The sequence below is a fragment of the Bradyrhizobium sp. 26S5 genome (assembly GCF_036923295.1).
GTDB lineage: Bacteria > Pseudomonadota > Alphaproteobacteria > Rhizobiales > Xanthobacteraceae > Bradyrhizobium > Bradyrhizobium septentrionale.
On the sequence record NZ_CP145948.1, the window covers coordinates 9,350,732 to 9,367,152 of the forward strand.

15 protein-coding genes are annotated in these 16,421 nt (G+C 64.9%); 7 read left to right on the top strand and 8 right to left on the bottom strand.

Translation table 11 applies throughout. The features are described 5' to 3' along the window. Positions 1-243: 243 nt before the first annotated feature. The 6 genes from V5279_RS44040 to V5279_RS44065 all read left to right on the top strand — a co-directional run bounded on the left by V5279_RS44040 (position 244) and on the right by V5279_RS44065 (position 7,222). On the top strand, positions 244-579 hold the full coding sequence (locus V5279_RS44040; RefSeq protein ID WP_166300878.1) for a GIY-YIG nuclease family protein: 336 nt from the start codon (positions 244-246) through the stop codon (positions 577-579). A gap of 265 nt (positions 580-844) precedes the next feature. Then, complete coding sequence (locus V5279_RS44045; protein ID WP_338701728.1) at positions 845-1,897, top strand: ABC transporter ATP-binding protein; 1,053 nt, start codon at positions 845-847, stop codon at positions 1,895-1,897. A 23-nt stretch (positions 1,898-1,920) separates the two neighbouring features. Continuing rightward, positions 1,921-2,985, top strand: coding sequence for an ABC transporter substrate-binding protein (locus V5279_RS44050; protein WP_338693457.1), 1,065 nt, complete (start codon positions 1,921-1,923; stop codon positions 2,983-2,985). A 245-nt stretch (positions 2,986-3,230) separates the two neighbouring features. Continuing rightward, on the top strand, positions 3,231-4,439 hold the full coding sequence (locus V5279_RS44055; protein WP_338693459.1) for an ABC transporter permease: 1,209 nt from the start codon (positions 3,231-3,233) through the stop codon (positions 4,437-4,439). Then, positions 4,415-4,891 (top strand): ABC transporter permease, encoded by a 477-nt coding sequence (locus V5279_RS44060; protein ID WP_338693461.1) that lies wholly within the window; start codon positions 4,415-4,417, stop codon positions 4,889-4,891. Before V5279_RS44055 ends, V5279_RS44060 begins: the two co-directional genes overlap by 25 nt. A 213-nt stretch (positions 4,892-5,104) precedes the next feature. Continuing rightward, entirely contained in the window at positions 5,105-7,222 is a 2,118-nt protein-coding gene (locus tag V5279_RS44065; RefSeq protein ID WP_338693463.1) for a S9 family peptidase, read from the top strand. 290 nt (positions 7,223-7,512) lie between these two features. Here V5279_RS44065 and V5279_RS44070 read toward each other — a convergent pair whose 3' ends face one another. The 3 genes from V5279_RS44070 to V5279_RS44080 form a co-directional block, all read right to left on the bottom strand. Next, entirely contained in the window at positions 7,513-8,232 is a 720-nt protein-coding gene (locus V5279_RS44070; RefSeq protein WP_166300863.1) for a ribonuclease activity regulator RraA, read from the bottom strand. A gap of 117 nt (positions 8,233-8,349) precedes the next feature. Next, positions 8,350-10,089: an L-arabinonate dehydratase gene (gene araD / locus V5279_RS44075; protein WP_338693465.1), complete on the bottom strand. Its 1,740-nt coding sequence runs from the start codon at positions 10,087-10,089 to the stop codon at positions 8,350-8,352. A 220-nt stretch (positions 10,090-10,309) separates the two neighbouring features. Next, positions 10,310-10,945, bottom strand: coding sequence for a response regulator transcription factor (locus tag V5279_RS44080; protein WP_029084264.1), 636 nt, complete (start codon positions 10,943-10,945; stop codon positions 10,310-10,312). Between the two features lie 154 nt (positions 10,946-11,099). On the opposite strand from V5279_RS44080, the gene V5279_RS44085 reads away from it, so the two are divergent. Further along, positions 11,100-11,408: a hypothetical protein gene (locus tag V5279_RS44085; RefSeq protein ID WP_338693468.1), complete on the top strand. Its 309-nt coding sequence runs from the start codon at positions 11,100-11,102 to the stop codon at positions 11,406-11,408. A gap of 132 nt (positions 11,409-11,540) precedes the next feature. Here V5279_RS44085 and V5279_RS44090 read toward each other — a convergent pair whose 3' ends face one another. The 5 genes from V5279_RS44090 to V5279_RS44110 are packed head-to-tail and all read right to left on the bottom strand — an operon-like array spanning position 11,541 to position 16,419. Next, positions 11,541-11,858: a PilZ domain-containing protein gene (locus V5279_RS44090; protein ID WP_166300857.1), complete on the bottom strand. Its 318-nt coding sequence runs from the start codon at positions 11,856-11,858 to the stop codon at positions 11,541-11,543. 3 nt (positions 11,859-11,861) lie between these two features. Then, positions 11,862-12,719 (bottom strand): protein-glutamate O-methyltransferase CheR, encoded by an 858-nt coding sequence (locus V5279_RS44095; protein WP_338693471.1) that lies wholly within the window; start codon positions 12,717-12,719, stop codon positions 11,862-11,864. 36 nt (positions 12,720-12,755) lie between these two features. After that, positions 12,756-13,145 (bottom strand): response regulator, encoded by a 390-nt coding sequence (locus tag V5279_RS44100; protein ID WP_338693473.1) that lies wholly within the window; start codon positions 13,143-13,145, stop codon positions 12,756-12,758. Positions 13,146-13,188: 43 nt separating this feature from the next. After that, positions 13,189-13,662, bottom strand: coding sequence for a chemotaxis protein CheW (locus V5279_RS44105; protein ID WP_338693475.1), 474 nt, complete (start codon positions 13,660-13,662; stop codon positions 13,189-13,191). A 12-nt stretch (positions 13,663-13,674) separates the two neighbouring features. Continuing rightward, positions 13,675-16,419 carry a hybrid sensor histidine kinase/response regulator gene (locus tag V5279_RS44110; protein WP_338693477.1) on the bottom strand — a complete coding sequence of 915 codons (2,745 nt, stop codon included), beginning with the start codon at positions 16,417-16,419 and terminating at the stop codon, positions 13,675-13,677. Between the last annotated feature and the right edge of the window lie 2 nt (positions 16,420-16,421).

The following is a 16,421-nucleotide window of genomic DNA, read 5'->3' on the forward strand; positions in this document are numbered from 1 at the left end:
GACCCGTCATCCTGAGGAGCCGCGCTTTGCGCGGCGTCTCGAAGGATCGACGGCCGCGCAGTCTCCGACGGTGCACCAGACCGCTGAGATATCGGGGCCGTGCATCCTTCGAGGCTCGCTCCGCTCGCACCTCAGGATGACGGGACCGAGTGTTTGGGGGATGATGCACTAGCACTTGCGCGTTGACCGTGACTAAGTTTGCTTCATGATCGGGCCGTGCGCTACGCGCACGGGTCTGGCGACATGGGCATCTACATCTACATGCTTCGCTGCGCAGACAACTCGTACTATGTCGGCAGCGCTACCGGCGACGATCTCCGGCCGCGCATCGAACAGCACAATGCAGGTACCTTCCCCGGCTACACCTACAATCGCCGACCCGTCGTCCTCGTCTGGTCGGAGTATTTCGATCGCGTCACTGACGGTATCGCTGCGGAACGGCAGATCAAGGGCTGGGGCCGGGCGAAGAAAGAGGCACTCATCAAATCGGATTGGAAAACCGTCAGCCGATTGGCGCGTCGTCGCGGTGGCGCACCGCGAGCTAGATCCGTGGCCGATGATCCCTCCCCGTCATCCTGAGGTGCGAGCTCTTGCGAGCCTCGAAGGATCGACGGCCACGCTGCCGCCGCGGGTGAATCGGAGCGCGCGGAAATATCCGGGCCGTGCATCCTTCGAGACGCGCGCAAGAGCGCGCTCCTCAGGATGACGGGGAAGGGATTGCGCGCGACGCATTACTGAGCGAGCAGCGGCACTTTCCGTCGTCATCATTTTCCGCTTTACTGCCGGCAACAGCCGGGCACGGATCCCTGCGAGACAACAAAATGGAGGGGATCGCTTGGCATCGGTGGAATTGCGCGGCCTGGTCAAGCGGTTTGGATCGTTCGTCGCGGTTGATGATGTCTCGCTGACGATCGACCACGGCCAGCTGGTCTGCCTGCTTGGGCCGTCCGGCTGCGGCAAGACCACGACGCTGCGGCTGATTGCCGGCTTCCTCGAACCATCCGACGGCGAGATCCGCGTCGGCGACCGCGTGGTGTCGTCGAAAGCCCGCACGCTGCCGCCCGAGCAGCGCAACATGTCGATGATCTTCCAGAGCTACGCGCTGTGGCCGCACATGACGGTGGCCGAGAACATCGTCTACGGCCTGCGCTTGCGCAAAATGGATCGCGACACCATCGCCAAGAAGCTCGGCGCGATCCTGGCGACGACCAAGCTGGAGCCGCTGGCGCAGCGCTATCCGGGCGAGCTGTCCGGCGGCCAGCAGCAGCGCGTCGCGCTGGCGCGGGCGCTGATCGTCGGCCCCGAGACGCTGCTGCTCGACGAGCCGCTGTCCAACCTCGACGCCAATCTGCGCGAGGAGATGCGGTTCGAAATCCGCCGGCTGCACGATGAATATCGCTACACCACGGTCTACGTCACCCACGATCAGTCCGAGGCGATGACGACGGCCGATCTGATCGCGGTGATGAACGCCGGCAAGATCGACCAGCTCGGCGCGCCCGAGGACATCTATGCGCGGCCGGAATCCGAATTCGTCGCGCGCTTCATCGGCGCCGCCAACATCATCAAGGGCACCGCGCGCGATCCGAACCACGTGGAATTCGCCGGCGCGACGCTCGAGGTGGTCGGCGCGAAACTCACAGCCGGCCAGAGCGCACCGGTCGCGATCCGCCAGCACGAGATCCAGCTCTCGACACAGGCACCCGCCACAGCGCAGAACACGCTCAAGGCCATCGTGACGCGGCAGGTCTATCTCGGCATGAATCGCGACTACATGGTGGAAACCTCCGACGGCACCTCATTGCGGGTGACCACGCCGACGGAAACTGCGGTCGAGAAAGGCAGCGAGGTCTGGCTGACCTTGCCGGCGGAACGCTGCCGGGCACTCAGCCGCTGACCAACAAGAAACGGAAGCACGCGATGCGGAAACCAATTTCCAGACGCGATGTCCTGCAAGGCGCTGCGGCGCTTGCAGCCGGCACGGTGTTCGCATCGCCCGCGCGCGCCGCGGCGCCCGAGCCGACCGCGATCACGCCCGACCTCGTCGCCGCCGCGAAGAAGGAAGGCAGGCTCGTGTTCTACTCTTCGATGGACCTGCCGGTCGGCGAGAAGCTCGGAAAGGCGTTCGAGGCCGCGTATCCCGGCATCACGGTGCAGATCGAGCGCTCCGGCTCGGAGCGCCTGTTCCAGCGCGTGGCGCAGGAATTCGACGCCAACATCCACGCCGCCGACGTCGTCAACAGCGCCGACGCCTCGCATTTCATTCCCTGGAAGAAGAGCGGCTGGCTGATGCCATTCGTGCCCGAGGACGTCGCGAAGTATTTTCCCGGCAATTATCGCGACCCGGGCGGGATGGCCGTGACGACGCGGCTGTGGCTGTCCTCGATCGCCTACAACACCAATCTGGTGAAGGCGGAGGACGCGCCGAAAAGCTTGGCCGACCTGCTCGACCCGAAATGGGCCGGCAAGATGGTGAAGGGCCATCCGGCCTATAGCGGCACCATCATGACCACGACGTTCCAGATCGTGCGCGAGCTCGGCTGGCCTTACCTCGAGAAGCTTGCCAAACAGCGCGTGATGCAGGTGCAGTCCTCGACCGATCCGCCGAAAAAGCTCTCGCTCGGCGAACGCGCCGTGATGGCCGACGGCAATGAATACGGCATCGTGCTGTTGAAGGAGGCCGGACAGCCGGTCGAGCCGGTCTATCCGACCGAGGGCACGCCGACAATCTCGGGACCGACGGCCATCTTCGCCGGCGCGCCGCATCCGAACGCCGCAAAGCTGTTCCAGGCCTGGCTGCACACCCGCGAGACCCAGCAATTCTTCGTCGACTTCACCGGCCAATATTCGGTGCACGCCCAGGTGCAGCCGAGGGCCGGCCGGCACAGGCTCGCCGACATCAAGCTGATGAAGGAGGATCCGGCGGGGGTGGAAGCGATGACCGAAGAGATCAAGACGCGCTATGCGCGGTTGTTTCGGGTGTAACCGATGAAAGCTGCGGCGCGCGCTCCCTGGCCTCGCCCCGCTTGCGGGGAGAGGCCAACGCGCATCGCAAGATGCGCGACGGGTGAGGGGGCCCTCCACGCGCCGTGCTCGCTGAAACAGCCCCTCACCCCAACCCTCTCTCCGCAAGAGCGGGGCGAGGGAGCCGAGACAGTTCACCGCGGGTCAACATGACAACAATCACCAGCTCCCCAGCACCCCGCCCCCGCATCGACTGGACGCGACCGGTGCTCTGGCTGTTCGCGGCCGTGCTCATCCTGCTGATCCTGCTGCCGCTGTCGTGGCTTGCGGTGTTTGCCTTCACCGACAAGAATCGCCATCCGACGCTGCAGAACTTCGTCACGCTGTTCAGCAATCCCGATTTCCTCGATCCGCTGCTGACAACGGCGATCATCGCGACGACGTCGGCGGTGATCTGCTGCATCGTCGCGGCGCCGCTCAGCTGGCTGGTGTCGCGCACCGACATGCCAGGCCGCCAGACCATCCGTGCGTTGGTGACGGCGTCGTTCGTGACACCGCCGTTCCTCGGCGCGGTCGCCTGGGAATTGCTGGCGGCGCCGAATTCTGGGCTGTTGAACCAGTTCTACCGGCTGTTCGCGGGCGAGGACGCCGACGCGCTGTTCAACATCTATTCGATGACCGGGATCATCTTCGTGATCTCCTGCTACACTTTCCCGTTCGTGTTCGTGCTGGTGGCGAATGCGCTCGACACCATGCCGGGCGAGCTCGAGGACGCCTCCGCGATCCTTGGCGGCAATGCCTGGACCACGGCGCGTCGGGTGACGATCCCGCTCGCCATGCCCGCGCTGGTCGCGGGCGCCCTGATCGCCTTCCTGCAGGCGATGACGCTGTTCGGCTCGCCCGCGATCCTGGCGCTGCCGGCCGGCTTCCACACCATGACGACGAAAATCTGGAGCCTGTTCCAGTATCCGCCGAAGCTCGAACTGGCGGCCGCCGCCGCCGTGCCGCTGCTGGTGCTGACCATCCTGCTGCTGCAGGGCCAGAAGGCGCTGCTCGGCAGGCGCGGCTATTCGGTGATCGGCGGCAAGTATGGCGCGCCGCGCCGGGTGGAGCTGAAAGCATGGCGCTGGGCCGCGCTGGGTTTCTGCCTGCTGGTGCTGCTCAACCCGGTGTTCCTGCCCTACTTCGCGCTGCTCAACGCCGCGTTCTCGCCGAATGCGACCACGCTGGTGACGCCGTCGACGGCAACGCTGCACAACATCGTCTTCGTGTTCACCGAGCTGTCGTCGACGCAACTGGCGCTGAAGAACACCGTGATCCTGGGCGCCGCGACCGCCACCATCGGTACCATCCTGGCGCTCGTCATCGCCTATGTGACGACACGGAAGGTGATCGCGGGCCATCGCGTGCTCGGCTTCCTTGCCACTGCGCCGGTCGCCGTTCCCGCATCGTGCTCGGCGTCGGCCTGTTCCTGAGCTATACGCGGCCACCCTTCGTGCTCTACGGCACGCTGTGGATCCTGCTGCTGGCCTTCCTCACCATCAATTTGCCGTCGGCCTATCAGCAATTGCAGGCGGCATTCGCGACCATCCATCCCGAGCTCGAGGAAGCCAGCCGCATCCTCGGTGCGACGCGGCTGCAGGCGCTGCGCCAGATCACCGCGCCGCTGCTGCGCACCGGGGTGATCGCGACATGGTGCTTCATCTTCATCGGCGTGATGCGGGAACTGTCGGCCGCGATTGTGCTGTTCACCTCGCAGACCAAGGTGCTGTCGGTCCTGATCTACGATCTCAACGAAGGCGGCGACCTCGCCGCGATCGCGGTGCTCGGCATCGCGATGCTGGTGATTACATTTGCCGTGGTACTGGCGGTGAACCAGATCCCGATGTCCGGCGGCAATGCCGGCGCGAAGCTGCGGAACGGGTAGTTCGATCTCCTGTCCCGGACGCGCTGCAGCGTGACAACGCTGCTGCGCGGAGCCGGGACCCGGCAAACATGGGCCCCGGCTCAGCAGTGCATCGCTGCGCGCTGCACTGCGTCCGGGGCAGGACATGCGAGCCGGCGCACCTCATGCATCAGATCATCTGGCAATCGCCACATTCATCCCGATATAAGGCGGAACCCCGCATATGAGGATCGTGTGACCAAATCCACCACCAAGAATTCGCCCCCTGTCGCGCCGCGCCGGCCGCATTCGTTCACCACCCATGGCATCACGGTGACGGACGACTATGCCTGGATCAAGGATCCGAACTGGCAGGAGGTGCTGCGCGATCCCTCGATCCTCGATCCCGATATCCGGACCTATCTCGAAGCCGAAAACGGCTACACCGACAGCCTGCTCGGCCACACCGACGGCTTGCAGAAGCAGCTCGTCAAGGAGATGCGCGGGCGGATCAAGGAGGACGATTCCAGCGTGCCGTCGCCGGACGGCCCGTTCGCCTATTTCCGCAAGTTCCGCGAGGGCGGCCAGCACGAGCTGTTCTGCCGCACGCCGCGCGACGGCGGCGATGCGCATGTCGTGCTCGATGGCGATGCGCTGGCCAAGGACCACAAATATTTCAAGTTCGGCGGTAGCCGGCATTCCAACGATCACCGACTGCACGCCTGGAGCGCCGACACCAAGGGCTCGGAATACTTTTCCATTCGGGTGCGCGACTGGGCCGATGGCGGCGATCTCGAGGATCTCGTCGAGGAGACCGATGGCGGCGTGGTCTGGGCCGCGGATTCGAAGAGCTTCTTCTACGTCAAGCTCGACGACAATCACCGCCCGATGCAGGTGTGGCGGCACAAGCTCGGCACCAAGCAGGCCGACGACATCCTGATCTATGAAGAGCAGGATCCCGGCTGGTTCACCCATCTGCACGAGAGCGCCAGCGGCCGCTTCTGTGTGATCGCCGGCGGCGACCACGAGACCTCCGAACAGCGGCTGATCGATCTCGCCAATCCCGACGCACCGCCGCGGCTGGTCGCGGCGCGCGAGGAAGGCGTGCAATACTCGATCGCCGACCGCGGCGACGAGCTCTTCATCCTGACCAATGCCGACGACGCCATCGACTTCAAGGTCGCGACCGCGCCCCTTGCGTCGCCCGAGCGCGCCTACTGGCGCGATTTGATTCCGTATCGCGAGGGCGTCTATGTGCTCGACGTCGAGCTCTATGCCGGCCACATGGTGCGGCTGGAGCGCGCCAACGCGCTGCCGGCGATCGTCATCCGCGACCTCAAGACGGGCGAGGAGCACGCGATCGCCTTCGACGAGGCCGCCTATTCGCTCGACACCATGGGCGGTTACGAGTTCGAGACCACCAATCTACGTTTTGCCTATTCGTCGATGACGACGCCGTCGGAAGTCTATGACTACGACATGGCGAAGCGGACGCGGGTGTTGCGCAAACGCCAGGAGATTCCGTCCAGCCACAACCCGGCCGATTACGTCACCACGCGCATCATGGCGACGTCGCATGACGGCGCGCAGGTGCCGGTGTCGATCCTGCATCGCAAGGACTTTGTCCGCGACGGCAAGGCGCCGCTGCTGCTCTATGGTTACGGCTCCTACGGCATGGCAATGCCGGCGTCGTTTGCGGCGAACCGGCTGTCGCTGGTCGACCGCGGCTTCGTCTATGCGATCGCGCATATCCGCGGCGGCGCCGACAAGGGCTGGGGCTGGTATCTCGACGGCAAGCGCGAGAAGAAGACCAACACCTTTGACGATTTCGCCGCTGCCGGCCGAGCGCTGATCGACGCCAAGTACACGGGTGCAAAACGCATCGTCGGCCATGGCGGCTCGGCGGGCGGCATGCTGATGGGCGCGGTCGCCAACCGCGCCGGCGAGCTGTTCGCCAGCATCGTCGCCGAAGTGCCATTCGTCGACGTGCTCAACACCATGCTCGACGACACCTTGCCGCTGACGCCGCCGGAATGGCCGGAATGGGGCAACCCGATCGAAAGCGAGAAGGATTTTCGCACCATCCTGTCCTATTCGCCCTACGACAATGTCGCGGCGAAGGACTATCCGGCGATCCTCGCAATGGGTGGGCTGACCGACCCGCGCGTCACCTATTGGGAGCCGGCGAAATGGATCGCGCGGCTGCGCGCCACCATGCGCGGCGGCGGCCCGGTACTGTTGCGCACCAACATGGGCGCCGGCCACGGCGGCGCCTCCGGCCGCTTCAACCGGCTCGACGAAGTCGCGATCGTCTACGCGTTCGCGCTGTGGGCAGTCGGGATGGCGGAGAGGGCGGAGGTGGAGCTTTCGTAGCCCGGATGAAGCGCAGCGAAATCCGGGCAGTCCCTCCACCTGCAAGAGCCCCGGATTGCGCTTCGCTCCATCCGGGCTACGAGATGCCATTTATCTTGCGCTGATCTCACCGCGCCGTCGTCCCGGCGAAGGCCGGGACCCATACCGCGTGATCTATCCGTCGCGGAAGTAGCTGTACCAAGGCGTGCAACGCAACTGCCAGCCTTCGCCAAACTCCTCCCTGTGGTTATGGGTCCCGGCTCCCGTGCGCAATTGCGCACTAGGCCGGGACGACGGCGGAGAGTGAGGCGTCACCGCCCCTTCGCCGTCCGCCACGCTGCAAAATCCTTCAGCGTCTGCTCGTCGGTCGCGGGATAGAGGCCGAAGATGCCGCGGCCGTTCTGAACCTGCTCGGTGACGAAATCCTCGAACGCGGTCATCTCGAAGGTCTCATTGGCGATCTCGTCAGCGAGATGCGCCGGGATCACGATGACGCCGTCGCTGTCGCCGAGGATCACGTCGCCAGGAAACACCGGCGCGTCGCCACAGCCGATCGGAACGTTGATCTCGATCGCCTGATGCAGCGTCAGATTGGTCGGCGCGCTCGGGCGGTGATGGAAGGCCGGGAAGCCGAGCCGCGCGATCTCGATAGAATCGCGGAAGCCGCCATCGGTGACGACGCCGGCGCAGCCGCGCTTCATCAGCCGCGTCACCAGGATGGCGCCGGCAGACGCGGCGCGCGCGTCCTTGCGGCTGTCCATCACCAGCACGCTGCCTGCGGGACATTCCTCGATCGCCTTGCGCTGTGGATGGGCGCGATCGCGGAATACCTCGATCGTGTTGAGGTCCTCGCGCGCCGGCATGTAGCGCAGCGTGAAGGCCTCACCGACCATGGTCGGCTGATCGGGGCTTAGGGGGTGAACATCCTGGATCATCTGGATGCGGAAGCCGCGTTTGAACAGTGCGGTCGCGACGGTTGCGGTGGAAACGGATTTCAGTTTGTTGCGGGTGGCGTCGCTGAGTTTTGACATGTGGTTTTTCCGATTGTCATTCCGGGGCGATGCGTCAGCATCGAACCTCAGGGGCGCAATTGCGCCCCGGGGAATCTCGAGGTTCCGGGTTCGCTTCGCGCCCCGGAACGACAGGGGTCAATAAATCGAAGGCTCTCCCACCGGCTTGCCAAAACCGGTCTCGAGGAAATCGAAATCGCAGCCTTCATTGGCCTGCTTGATGTGTTTCGAGAACATCCAGCCATAGCCGCGCTCGAAGCGCTTCTCGGGCTGCTTCCATTCGGCGCGGCGCCTGGCCAGCTCCGCCTCCGGCACATCGAGATTGATGGTGCGCGCGGCGACATCGAGCGTAATACGGTCGCCGTTCCTCACCAGCGCCAGCGGACCGCCGATATAGGATTCCGGCGAGACATGCAGGATGCAGGCGCCGTAGCTGGTGCCGCTCATCCGCGCGTCCGACAGCCGCACCATGTCGCGCACGCCCTGCTTCACGAGCTTGGTCGGGATCGGCAGCATGCCCCATTCCGGCATGCCCGGCCCGCCCTGCGGCCCGGCATTGCGCAGGATCAGCACGTGATCGGCCGTGACATCGAGATCGGGATCGTCGACCGCCTTCTTCATCGACGGATAATCGTCGAACACCAGCGCAGGTCCGGTGTGCTTGAGGAAGCGCGGATCGCAGGCACTCGGCTTGATGACGCAGCCGTCGGGCGCGAGATTACCCTTCAACACCGCAAGCGCGCCCTCCTTGTAGATCGGGTCGTCGACGGTGCGGATGACGTCGTCATTATGGACTTCGGCGCCTGCAATGTTCTCGCCCAGCGTCTTGCCTGACACGGTCATGCAATCGAGATGCAGATGCTGCTTGATCCGGTTCATCAGGCCGGGCAGCCCGCCGGCATAGAAGAAATCCTCCATCAGATAGTGGTCGCCGCTCGGCCGCACATTGGCGATCACAGGCACCTTGCGGCTCGCCGTCTCGAAATCATCAAGTGAAATGTCCTGGCCGGCGCGGCGCGCCTGCGCGATCAGATGGATGATCGCGTTGGTCGAGCAGCCCATCGCCATCGCGACCGTGATCGCGTTCTCGAACGCCTTGCGGGTCTGGATCTTCTGCGGCGTGAGATCCTCCCACACCATCTCGACGATGCGGCGGCCGGCCTCCGAGCTCATGCGGATGTGGTTGGCGTCGGCCGCGGGGATCGACGAGGCGCCGGGCAAGGTCATGCCGATCGCCTCCGCGATTGCGGTCATCGTCGAGGCCGTGCCCATGGTCATGCAGGTGCCGTAGCTGCGGGCGATGCCGGCCTCCATGTCGACCCAGTCCTTGTCGGAGATCTTCCCCGCACGCCGCTCGTCCCAGTATTTCCAGGCGTCCGAGCCGGAGCCCAGCGTCCTGCCCTTCCAGTTGCCGCGCAGCATCGGCCCCGCCGGCAGATAGATCGCCGGCAGATTCATGCTGGTGGCGCCGAGCAGCAGCCCGGGCGTGGTCTTGTCGCAGCCGCCCATCAGCACCACGCCGTCGACCGGATGGCCGCGCAACAGCTCCTCGGCATCCATCGCCAGCATGTTGCGGTAGAGCATCGTGGTCGGCTTCAAGAGCGATTCCGACAGCGACAGCGCCGGCAGCTCGAGCGGAAAGCCGCCAGCCATCAGCACGCCGCGCTTGACGTCGTCGACCCGGCTCTTGAAGTGCATGTGGCAGGGCTGTGCGTCCGACCAGGTGTTGATGATCGCGATCACCGGCCGGTCGCGCCACTCCTCCGGCGCGTAGCCCATCTGCATCGCGCGTGAGCGATGGCCGAATGCTCTGAGATCGTCGGGCGCAAACCAGCGCGCGCTGCGCAATTGATCGGGGGTCTTGTTCTTCTTCGTCATCTTCGATGCGCCATGTGCTCGATATTGCGTGCTTCGATATTGCGTGTCTCGAGATTGCCTGCACGCGCGTCGTCTCGGCGCATGCCCTGCGCAACGCATATACTCGATTTCCAGGCGTGTCGTCCCGCGCACGGCGCAGACGTGCCGTTCGCCGTTGGTGTGCCGGGCGTGCGGCGCACAAACTCCGCAATCTGGAAATCAGCGCGGAAACCAGCCTTTACTAGCTCTGGCGCTGCGCCGTCATCACGATGCGGACGAGATCGGCGGCGTTGCGCGCGCCGAGCTTCTTCATGATGTTGGCGCGGTGATCCTCGATCGTGCGCGGGCTGATGCCGAGATGACGCCCGGCCTCCTTGTTGGAGGCTCCCGCGGTGAATTGCTCGAGCACCTCGCGCTCGCGGCGGGTCAACGGCTCGCGCCCCGGGAAGTGCAGCGCGGCGATGCGCGACGCCGAGGTCTCGGCCTGGCGCCGCGTGTAGGCGTCGATCGCTTCATTGAGGCGGCTGACGATCTCGTTGCCGCGGAACGGCTTCTCGATGAAATCGAGCGCACCGTTCTTGATGGCGCTGACCGCCATCTGGATGTCGCCCTGACCGGAGATCATGAAGATCGGCGCCGGATAATCCTCGCCGTGAAGCTCGCGCAGGATATCGAGGCCGGATTTGCCTGGAATATGCACGTCGAGCAGGATGCAGGCCGGCGTCCTGCTGCGCGCCACCGAGAGCAGCGCCGCACCATCCGCAAAGCAGATCACCTTGTAACCAGCGGTCGACAGGACCACGGAAAGCGTCTCGCGGACGGCGGGCTCGTCGTCGACCACGAAAATTTCTCCGCGAGGAGCGCCATTCTCAACCATTTGCATCGTCCATCAGTGGTGAAGCGTGCTGACCTGACCGCACAAGAAGTAACTCGACCATCTCGATCAATGGACCCGTATTTGTACGGGACGTCCGCTTAACGCACAAGTAGCACCGCGTTCCCTAAAAGCGGGGACGGTGGAGAAAACATGCATGGTAAATGCAGCGGCGGACGGCGTTGCAGGGCGTTTGGACGAGGGCAACGATCCCTACAACCTGATCGTGACGGACCTCGTCGCGCTGATCGGCCATGTCCGGGCGAGCCTGCGACTGATCGAAGCGGCGATTGCGCGCGAGGCATTGCTGGCCGAGCAGGACGCCGCCGCCAACATCGCCGTGCTTGACGACGTCACCCCACGCTACGAGGCCGCGTCCACGGCCCTGAGAGCCTGCGACGCCGGCCTCGGCGCGGCACTCGATCGGATACGCGATTCTGAGGCACCGGCGCGCCTCCTGAATTGACCCACTGGGCCGGCAGCCCCGGGTGGGCGCCATCACGCAGATCGTCCGACGACGCCCGACACGCCCCAACCCTTGGGGCAACCATCCGTTCCACGCATTCGGATTGGCCGGGTCAGGCCAAGTCAGATCAGGTCAGGCTCTGGCCCGCTCTTCGTCGGCGGCCGCCCGGCGCTTGCTCGGCTTGCCCTTCAGGAAGCTGATGTCCATTTCGGTGCCGTTGACGCGGACCAGCTCGCAACGACGATAGGCGAGCCCGGTCGAGGACAATAGCAGGAAAAACTCCTTCAGGTTGAGCCCCTGAATGGAACCCTCGACCGTCAGCGACGCATCATTGTCCGAGATGGCGTTGAGCTGGCAGTCGCGCCGCCAGGTGCCGTCGATGGCCATGATGCAGACATCGACGCCCCGGCTGAACGTGACCCGCTCAACGGATTTGCCATCTTCGGTCATCGCTCAATATCCGACCGCCATGGCGGCCCTCGGCATGGCGAGCGCTGGCCGCACCCCGCTCGGCCGGTACAGGCCACGGCGGTCGGGAAGTGGCTTGAACGTGTCGGTCAGACCGACCACGGTCTCGGCGGCGCCCAGCACCAGGAAGCCGTCGGTCTCCATCGAGCGGGCGAGGCGGTTGAAGATGTTGATCTTGGTGTCCTGATCGAAATAGATCAGCACGTTGCGGCAGAACACCACATCGAAAGCGCCGAGCGCGGAGAAATCGTGCAGCAGGTTGAGCTGGCGGTGCTGCACCATCGAGCGCAACTCGGGATTGATCTGCCAGAGTTCACCCGACTGCTTGAAGTACTTGACCAGCATCTGGATCGGCAGCCCGCGCTGCACTTCGAACTGGCTGTAGATGCCGGCCTTCGCCTTCTCCAGCACCTCCTGCGACAGATCGGTCGCGATGATCTCGACTCGCCATCCCGCAAGCGCCGCGCCCATTTCCTTCAGGCTCATCGCCAGCGAATAGGGCTCCTGCCCGGTCGAGCCGGCGGCGCACCAGATCCGGACGCTGCGGCGCGCGGCCCGCGCCTTCAGCACCTCCGGCATGATGGTGTCGCGGAAATGCTCGAACGGCACCTTGTCGCGGAAGAAGAAGGTCTCGTTGGTGGTCATGGCCTCGACCACCTGGACGGTGTGCGCGGACGAGCCGGCCCTGATCTTCGCCACCAGGTCGGGGATGCCGGACAGGCCGCTTTTGCGCGCCAGCGGCAACAGGCGGCTCTCGATCAGATACTGCTTGTCCGCAGACAGATCGAGACCGGAATGGTCCTTCAGGAGCTTACGCAGATACTCGTAGTCGGGGGGCGTCACGGGAGCCTCGCAAGGACAAAAGGGTGAAATTGGGTGTCAGGCTTCGGCCGACGCATCGAGCGCCAGCAGGCCCACTTCTTGGAATTTCGCGATCACGATGTCCTTGTCGAACGGCTTCATGATGTACTCGTTGGCGCCGGCATGCAGGGCCCGCGAGATGTGGTCGATGCCGTTTTCGGTGGTGCAGAACACGACCTTGGGCTGATCGCCGCCGGGCATGCGGCGGAGCTGCACGAGGAATTCGAAGCCGTCCATGACCGGCATATTCCAGTCGAGCAGCACCGCGTCGGGCATCGCCCGCTTGCAGGCTTCGAGCGCCACGGCGCCGTCCTCGGCCTCGATGACGGTGAACTGCATTCCTTCGAGGATGCGGCGCGCGATCTTTCGCACCACACCGGAATCGTCGACGACGAGACATGTCTTCATGTGTTGGCCTCCTTGTAGAATCCGCCGTCTACGCGACGGAGCGTTACGCTGCAGCAGCTATCTTTGGCACCAGTTCGAGCACGCGATCGATATCGAGGACGACCATGAGCTGGCCGTCGAGGCGGTAGACGCCGCCGGCGAGCTTGGCCATGCGGGGATCGAGGTTGACCGGGTTGTCCTGGCGGCTGTCGTCGGGCAGCCGCAAGACCTCGCCGATCTGGTCGATCAGGAGGCCATAGGATTCGCCGCGCTGGTCGACCCCGACCGCCATCGGCGGCTGGCCGTCAGCGGCCTTCGGCAGCCCGAGCCGGGCGCGCATGTCGACCACGGTGACGATGCGGCCGCGCAAATTGAGCACGCCGGCGATCTCCGTCGACGACAGCGGCACCCGCGTCAACCGCTCCGGCATGAACACGTCCTGCACCCGCGAGATCGGCAGCCCGAACAGCTGCCCGCCGATCACCGCCGTGACGTATTCGGCCATCGCGCCTTCACTGGTCTCGGTCTTGCTGGTCATCGATCCCATCCCTTAAGCGGCCCGGCGCAGTTCGGCGGTCTGCTCTTTCAGCGCCGCGATCAGTCCGGGACGGTCAAACTTGGCGACATAGTCGTGGAAGCCGGCCTGCCGGCCGCGCTCGATCGCCGCCGGCGACACCATCGCCGACAGCGCGATGATCGGCAGCCCGATCAGATTGTGGTCGCTCCGGATGTTCTCGGCGAACTCGAAGCCGTTCATCTCGGGCATCTCGATGTCGGTCAGCACCACGTCGAAGGCCTGCCCCGAGCGCAGCGCGGCGAGCCCTTCCTGGGCGTTCGGCGCGGTCCGCACCTTGTAGCCGGCGGCTTTCAAGACCGGCGCCAGCATGTTGCGAAAGAACGCGCTATCATCGACCAGCAGCACCGACTGCGCTGACGCCGACGGCCGCATCTCCTTGCGCGAGAACCAGTCGGCAAACGCCATCGGCAGGAAGTGGCCGACGTCGATCACCTCGGTGGCCTGGCCCTTGATCACGGCCGAGCCGAGGATGCCGTCCTGGCTGCCTGCGACCTCGATGTTGAGCCGCTCCTCGACGATGTCGATGATCTCGTCGACCACGAGCCCCATCGAGCGGCCGTCGTCGGCGAACACCAGGATCGGCTGCGCGCCTTGCGTCTGCACCTCGACGCCGGCCATCTGCACCAGCGGCATCAGCTGCTCACGGTACTGCACCATGTAGCGGCCGTTACTGAGCTCGATCTTGTCGGTTGCGATCTCTTCCAGCCGGGTGACGAGGCCGAGCGGCACCGCCTTGGGCTGGCTCGAGCCGGCGCGGAACACCAGCAGCGAGGTCAGCTGCTCGCCGCTCGAGGCGTGCGCCGCGGCATTGTCTTCGGCCATGTCATGGGCCGAGGAGCCGGAGGCGCCGAGCGCCTTGGCGATGCCGTTGGGATCGATGATCATGATCACCGCGCCATCGCCCAGGATGGTGTTGCCGGAGAACATGTCGATGTGACGCAGTTTCGTGGACATCGGCTTGACCACGATCTCCTCGGTGTGGAACACGCCGTCGACCACGATGCCAAAGGTCTGGCTGCCGACTTGCGTCACCACAATAAAACCGTTCTCGGCGTCGGTGGTGGTCGCGCCGTCGTCGATCTTCAGCAGCTTCTTGAGATGGATCAGCGGCAGCAGCTTGTTGCGCAGCCGCAAGACCGCGGTGTCCTTGATCCGCTCGATGCGGTGCTCGGAGTTGGCGCGGGCCCGCACCAGCTCGACGACGGACAATTGCGGGATCGCAAAGCGGTCGCCGCCGGCTTCGACGATCAGGGCGGAGACGATCGCCAGGGTCAGCGGGATCTTGATGGTGACGGAAGCGCCCTCGCCGGCCACGCTCTTGATGTCGATGGTACCGCCGATCTGGTCGATATTGGTGCGCACCACGTCCATGCCGACGCCGCGGCCGGACACCGAGGTCACCTGCGCCGCGGTCGAGAAGCCCGGCGCGAAGATGAACTTGTGGATCTGGGATTCGGTCATCTTCTCCAGTTCAGCCTCGGTGACGAGGCCGTTCTGGAGCGCCTTGGCCTTGATCCGCTCGGTGTTGAGCCCGCGGCCATTGTCGGCGATGCAGATGATGATGTGGCCGCCCTCGTGATAGGCGGACAGGCGGATGGTGCCCTGCTCCGGCTTACCGGCTGCGACGCGCTCAGCGGTGGTCTCCAGCCCGTGGTCGGCGGAGTTGCGCACCATGTGCGTCAACGGATCCTTGATCAGGTCGAGCACCTGGCGGTCGAGCTCGGTGTCGGCGCCGTGCATCTCGAGCTCGATCTGCTTGCCGAGTTCGCCGGAGAGGTCGCGGACGATGCGGGGCAGCTTCTGCCAGGCATTGCCGATCGGCTGCATGCGCGTCTTCATGACGCCTTCCTGCAGCTCGGCGGTGACGTTGGAGAGCCGCTGCAGCGGCACCTTGAACTCGGTGTCCTCGTTGCGCCTGCTAATCTCGAGGAGCTGGTTGCGGGTCAGCACCAGCTCGGAGACCATGGTCATGAGGTGTTCGAGGGTGTCGACATTGACCCGGATCGACTGGTTGGCGATCTTGTCGCCTTCCTGGACGTCCTCACCGGCGGCCTTGCGGGCCGGCTTCTTCGCGGGCTCGGCGGCTTCGGCCGCAGGCGCTGCGGGAGCAGTGGCGACGAGCTTCACGACAGGTGCGGGTGCGGCCACTTCGGTCGCGGTCTCGCGGAAGGCGCGCTCGAGCTCGTCGAGCGAGACCTCGCCCGGGCGCAGCGGACGCTCCAGCGTCTGCACCACCAGCGTGCCCTCAGTCATCGCTTGGGTCATGTCAGCCTGCACGGACGGCGCTTCGACGATAGGCATGGCGTCGTCAGCAACATTCTCACCAGCGGCCATTGCGGCCATGCCGCGCTCGACCATCGCTTCCAGCTGATCGATCAGATCGCGGTCGTTGCCCTCAGGCTCGGCCTCGGTGGCTTCCAACCCTGCAAGAATCTCCTTGATGCGGTCGATCGAGGACAGGATCAGCGTCACGGCTTCCGCCTTCACCGGCATGCCGTCGCGGAATTTGCCCATCAAGGTCTCGCCGGCATGCGCCAGCGCTTCCAGCCGCGGCAGCCCGAGGAAGCCGCAGGTGCCCTTGATCGTGTGCACCAGGCGGAAAACATTATCCAGGATCTTCGCGTTGTTCGGGTCCTGCTCGAACTGCACCAGCTGGTTGTCGACCGTATCCAGGCTCTCGCTGCTCTCCGTCAGGAACTCACGCAACAGATCGTCCATGA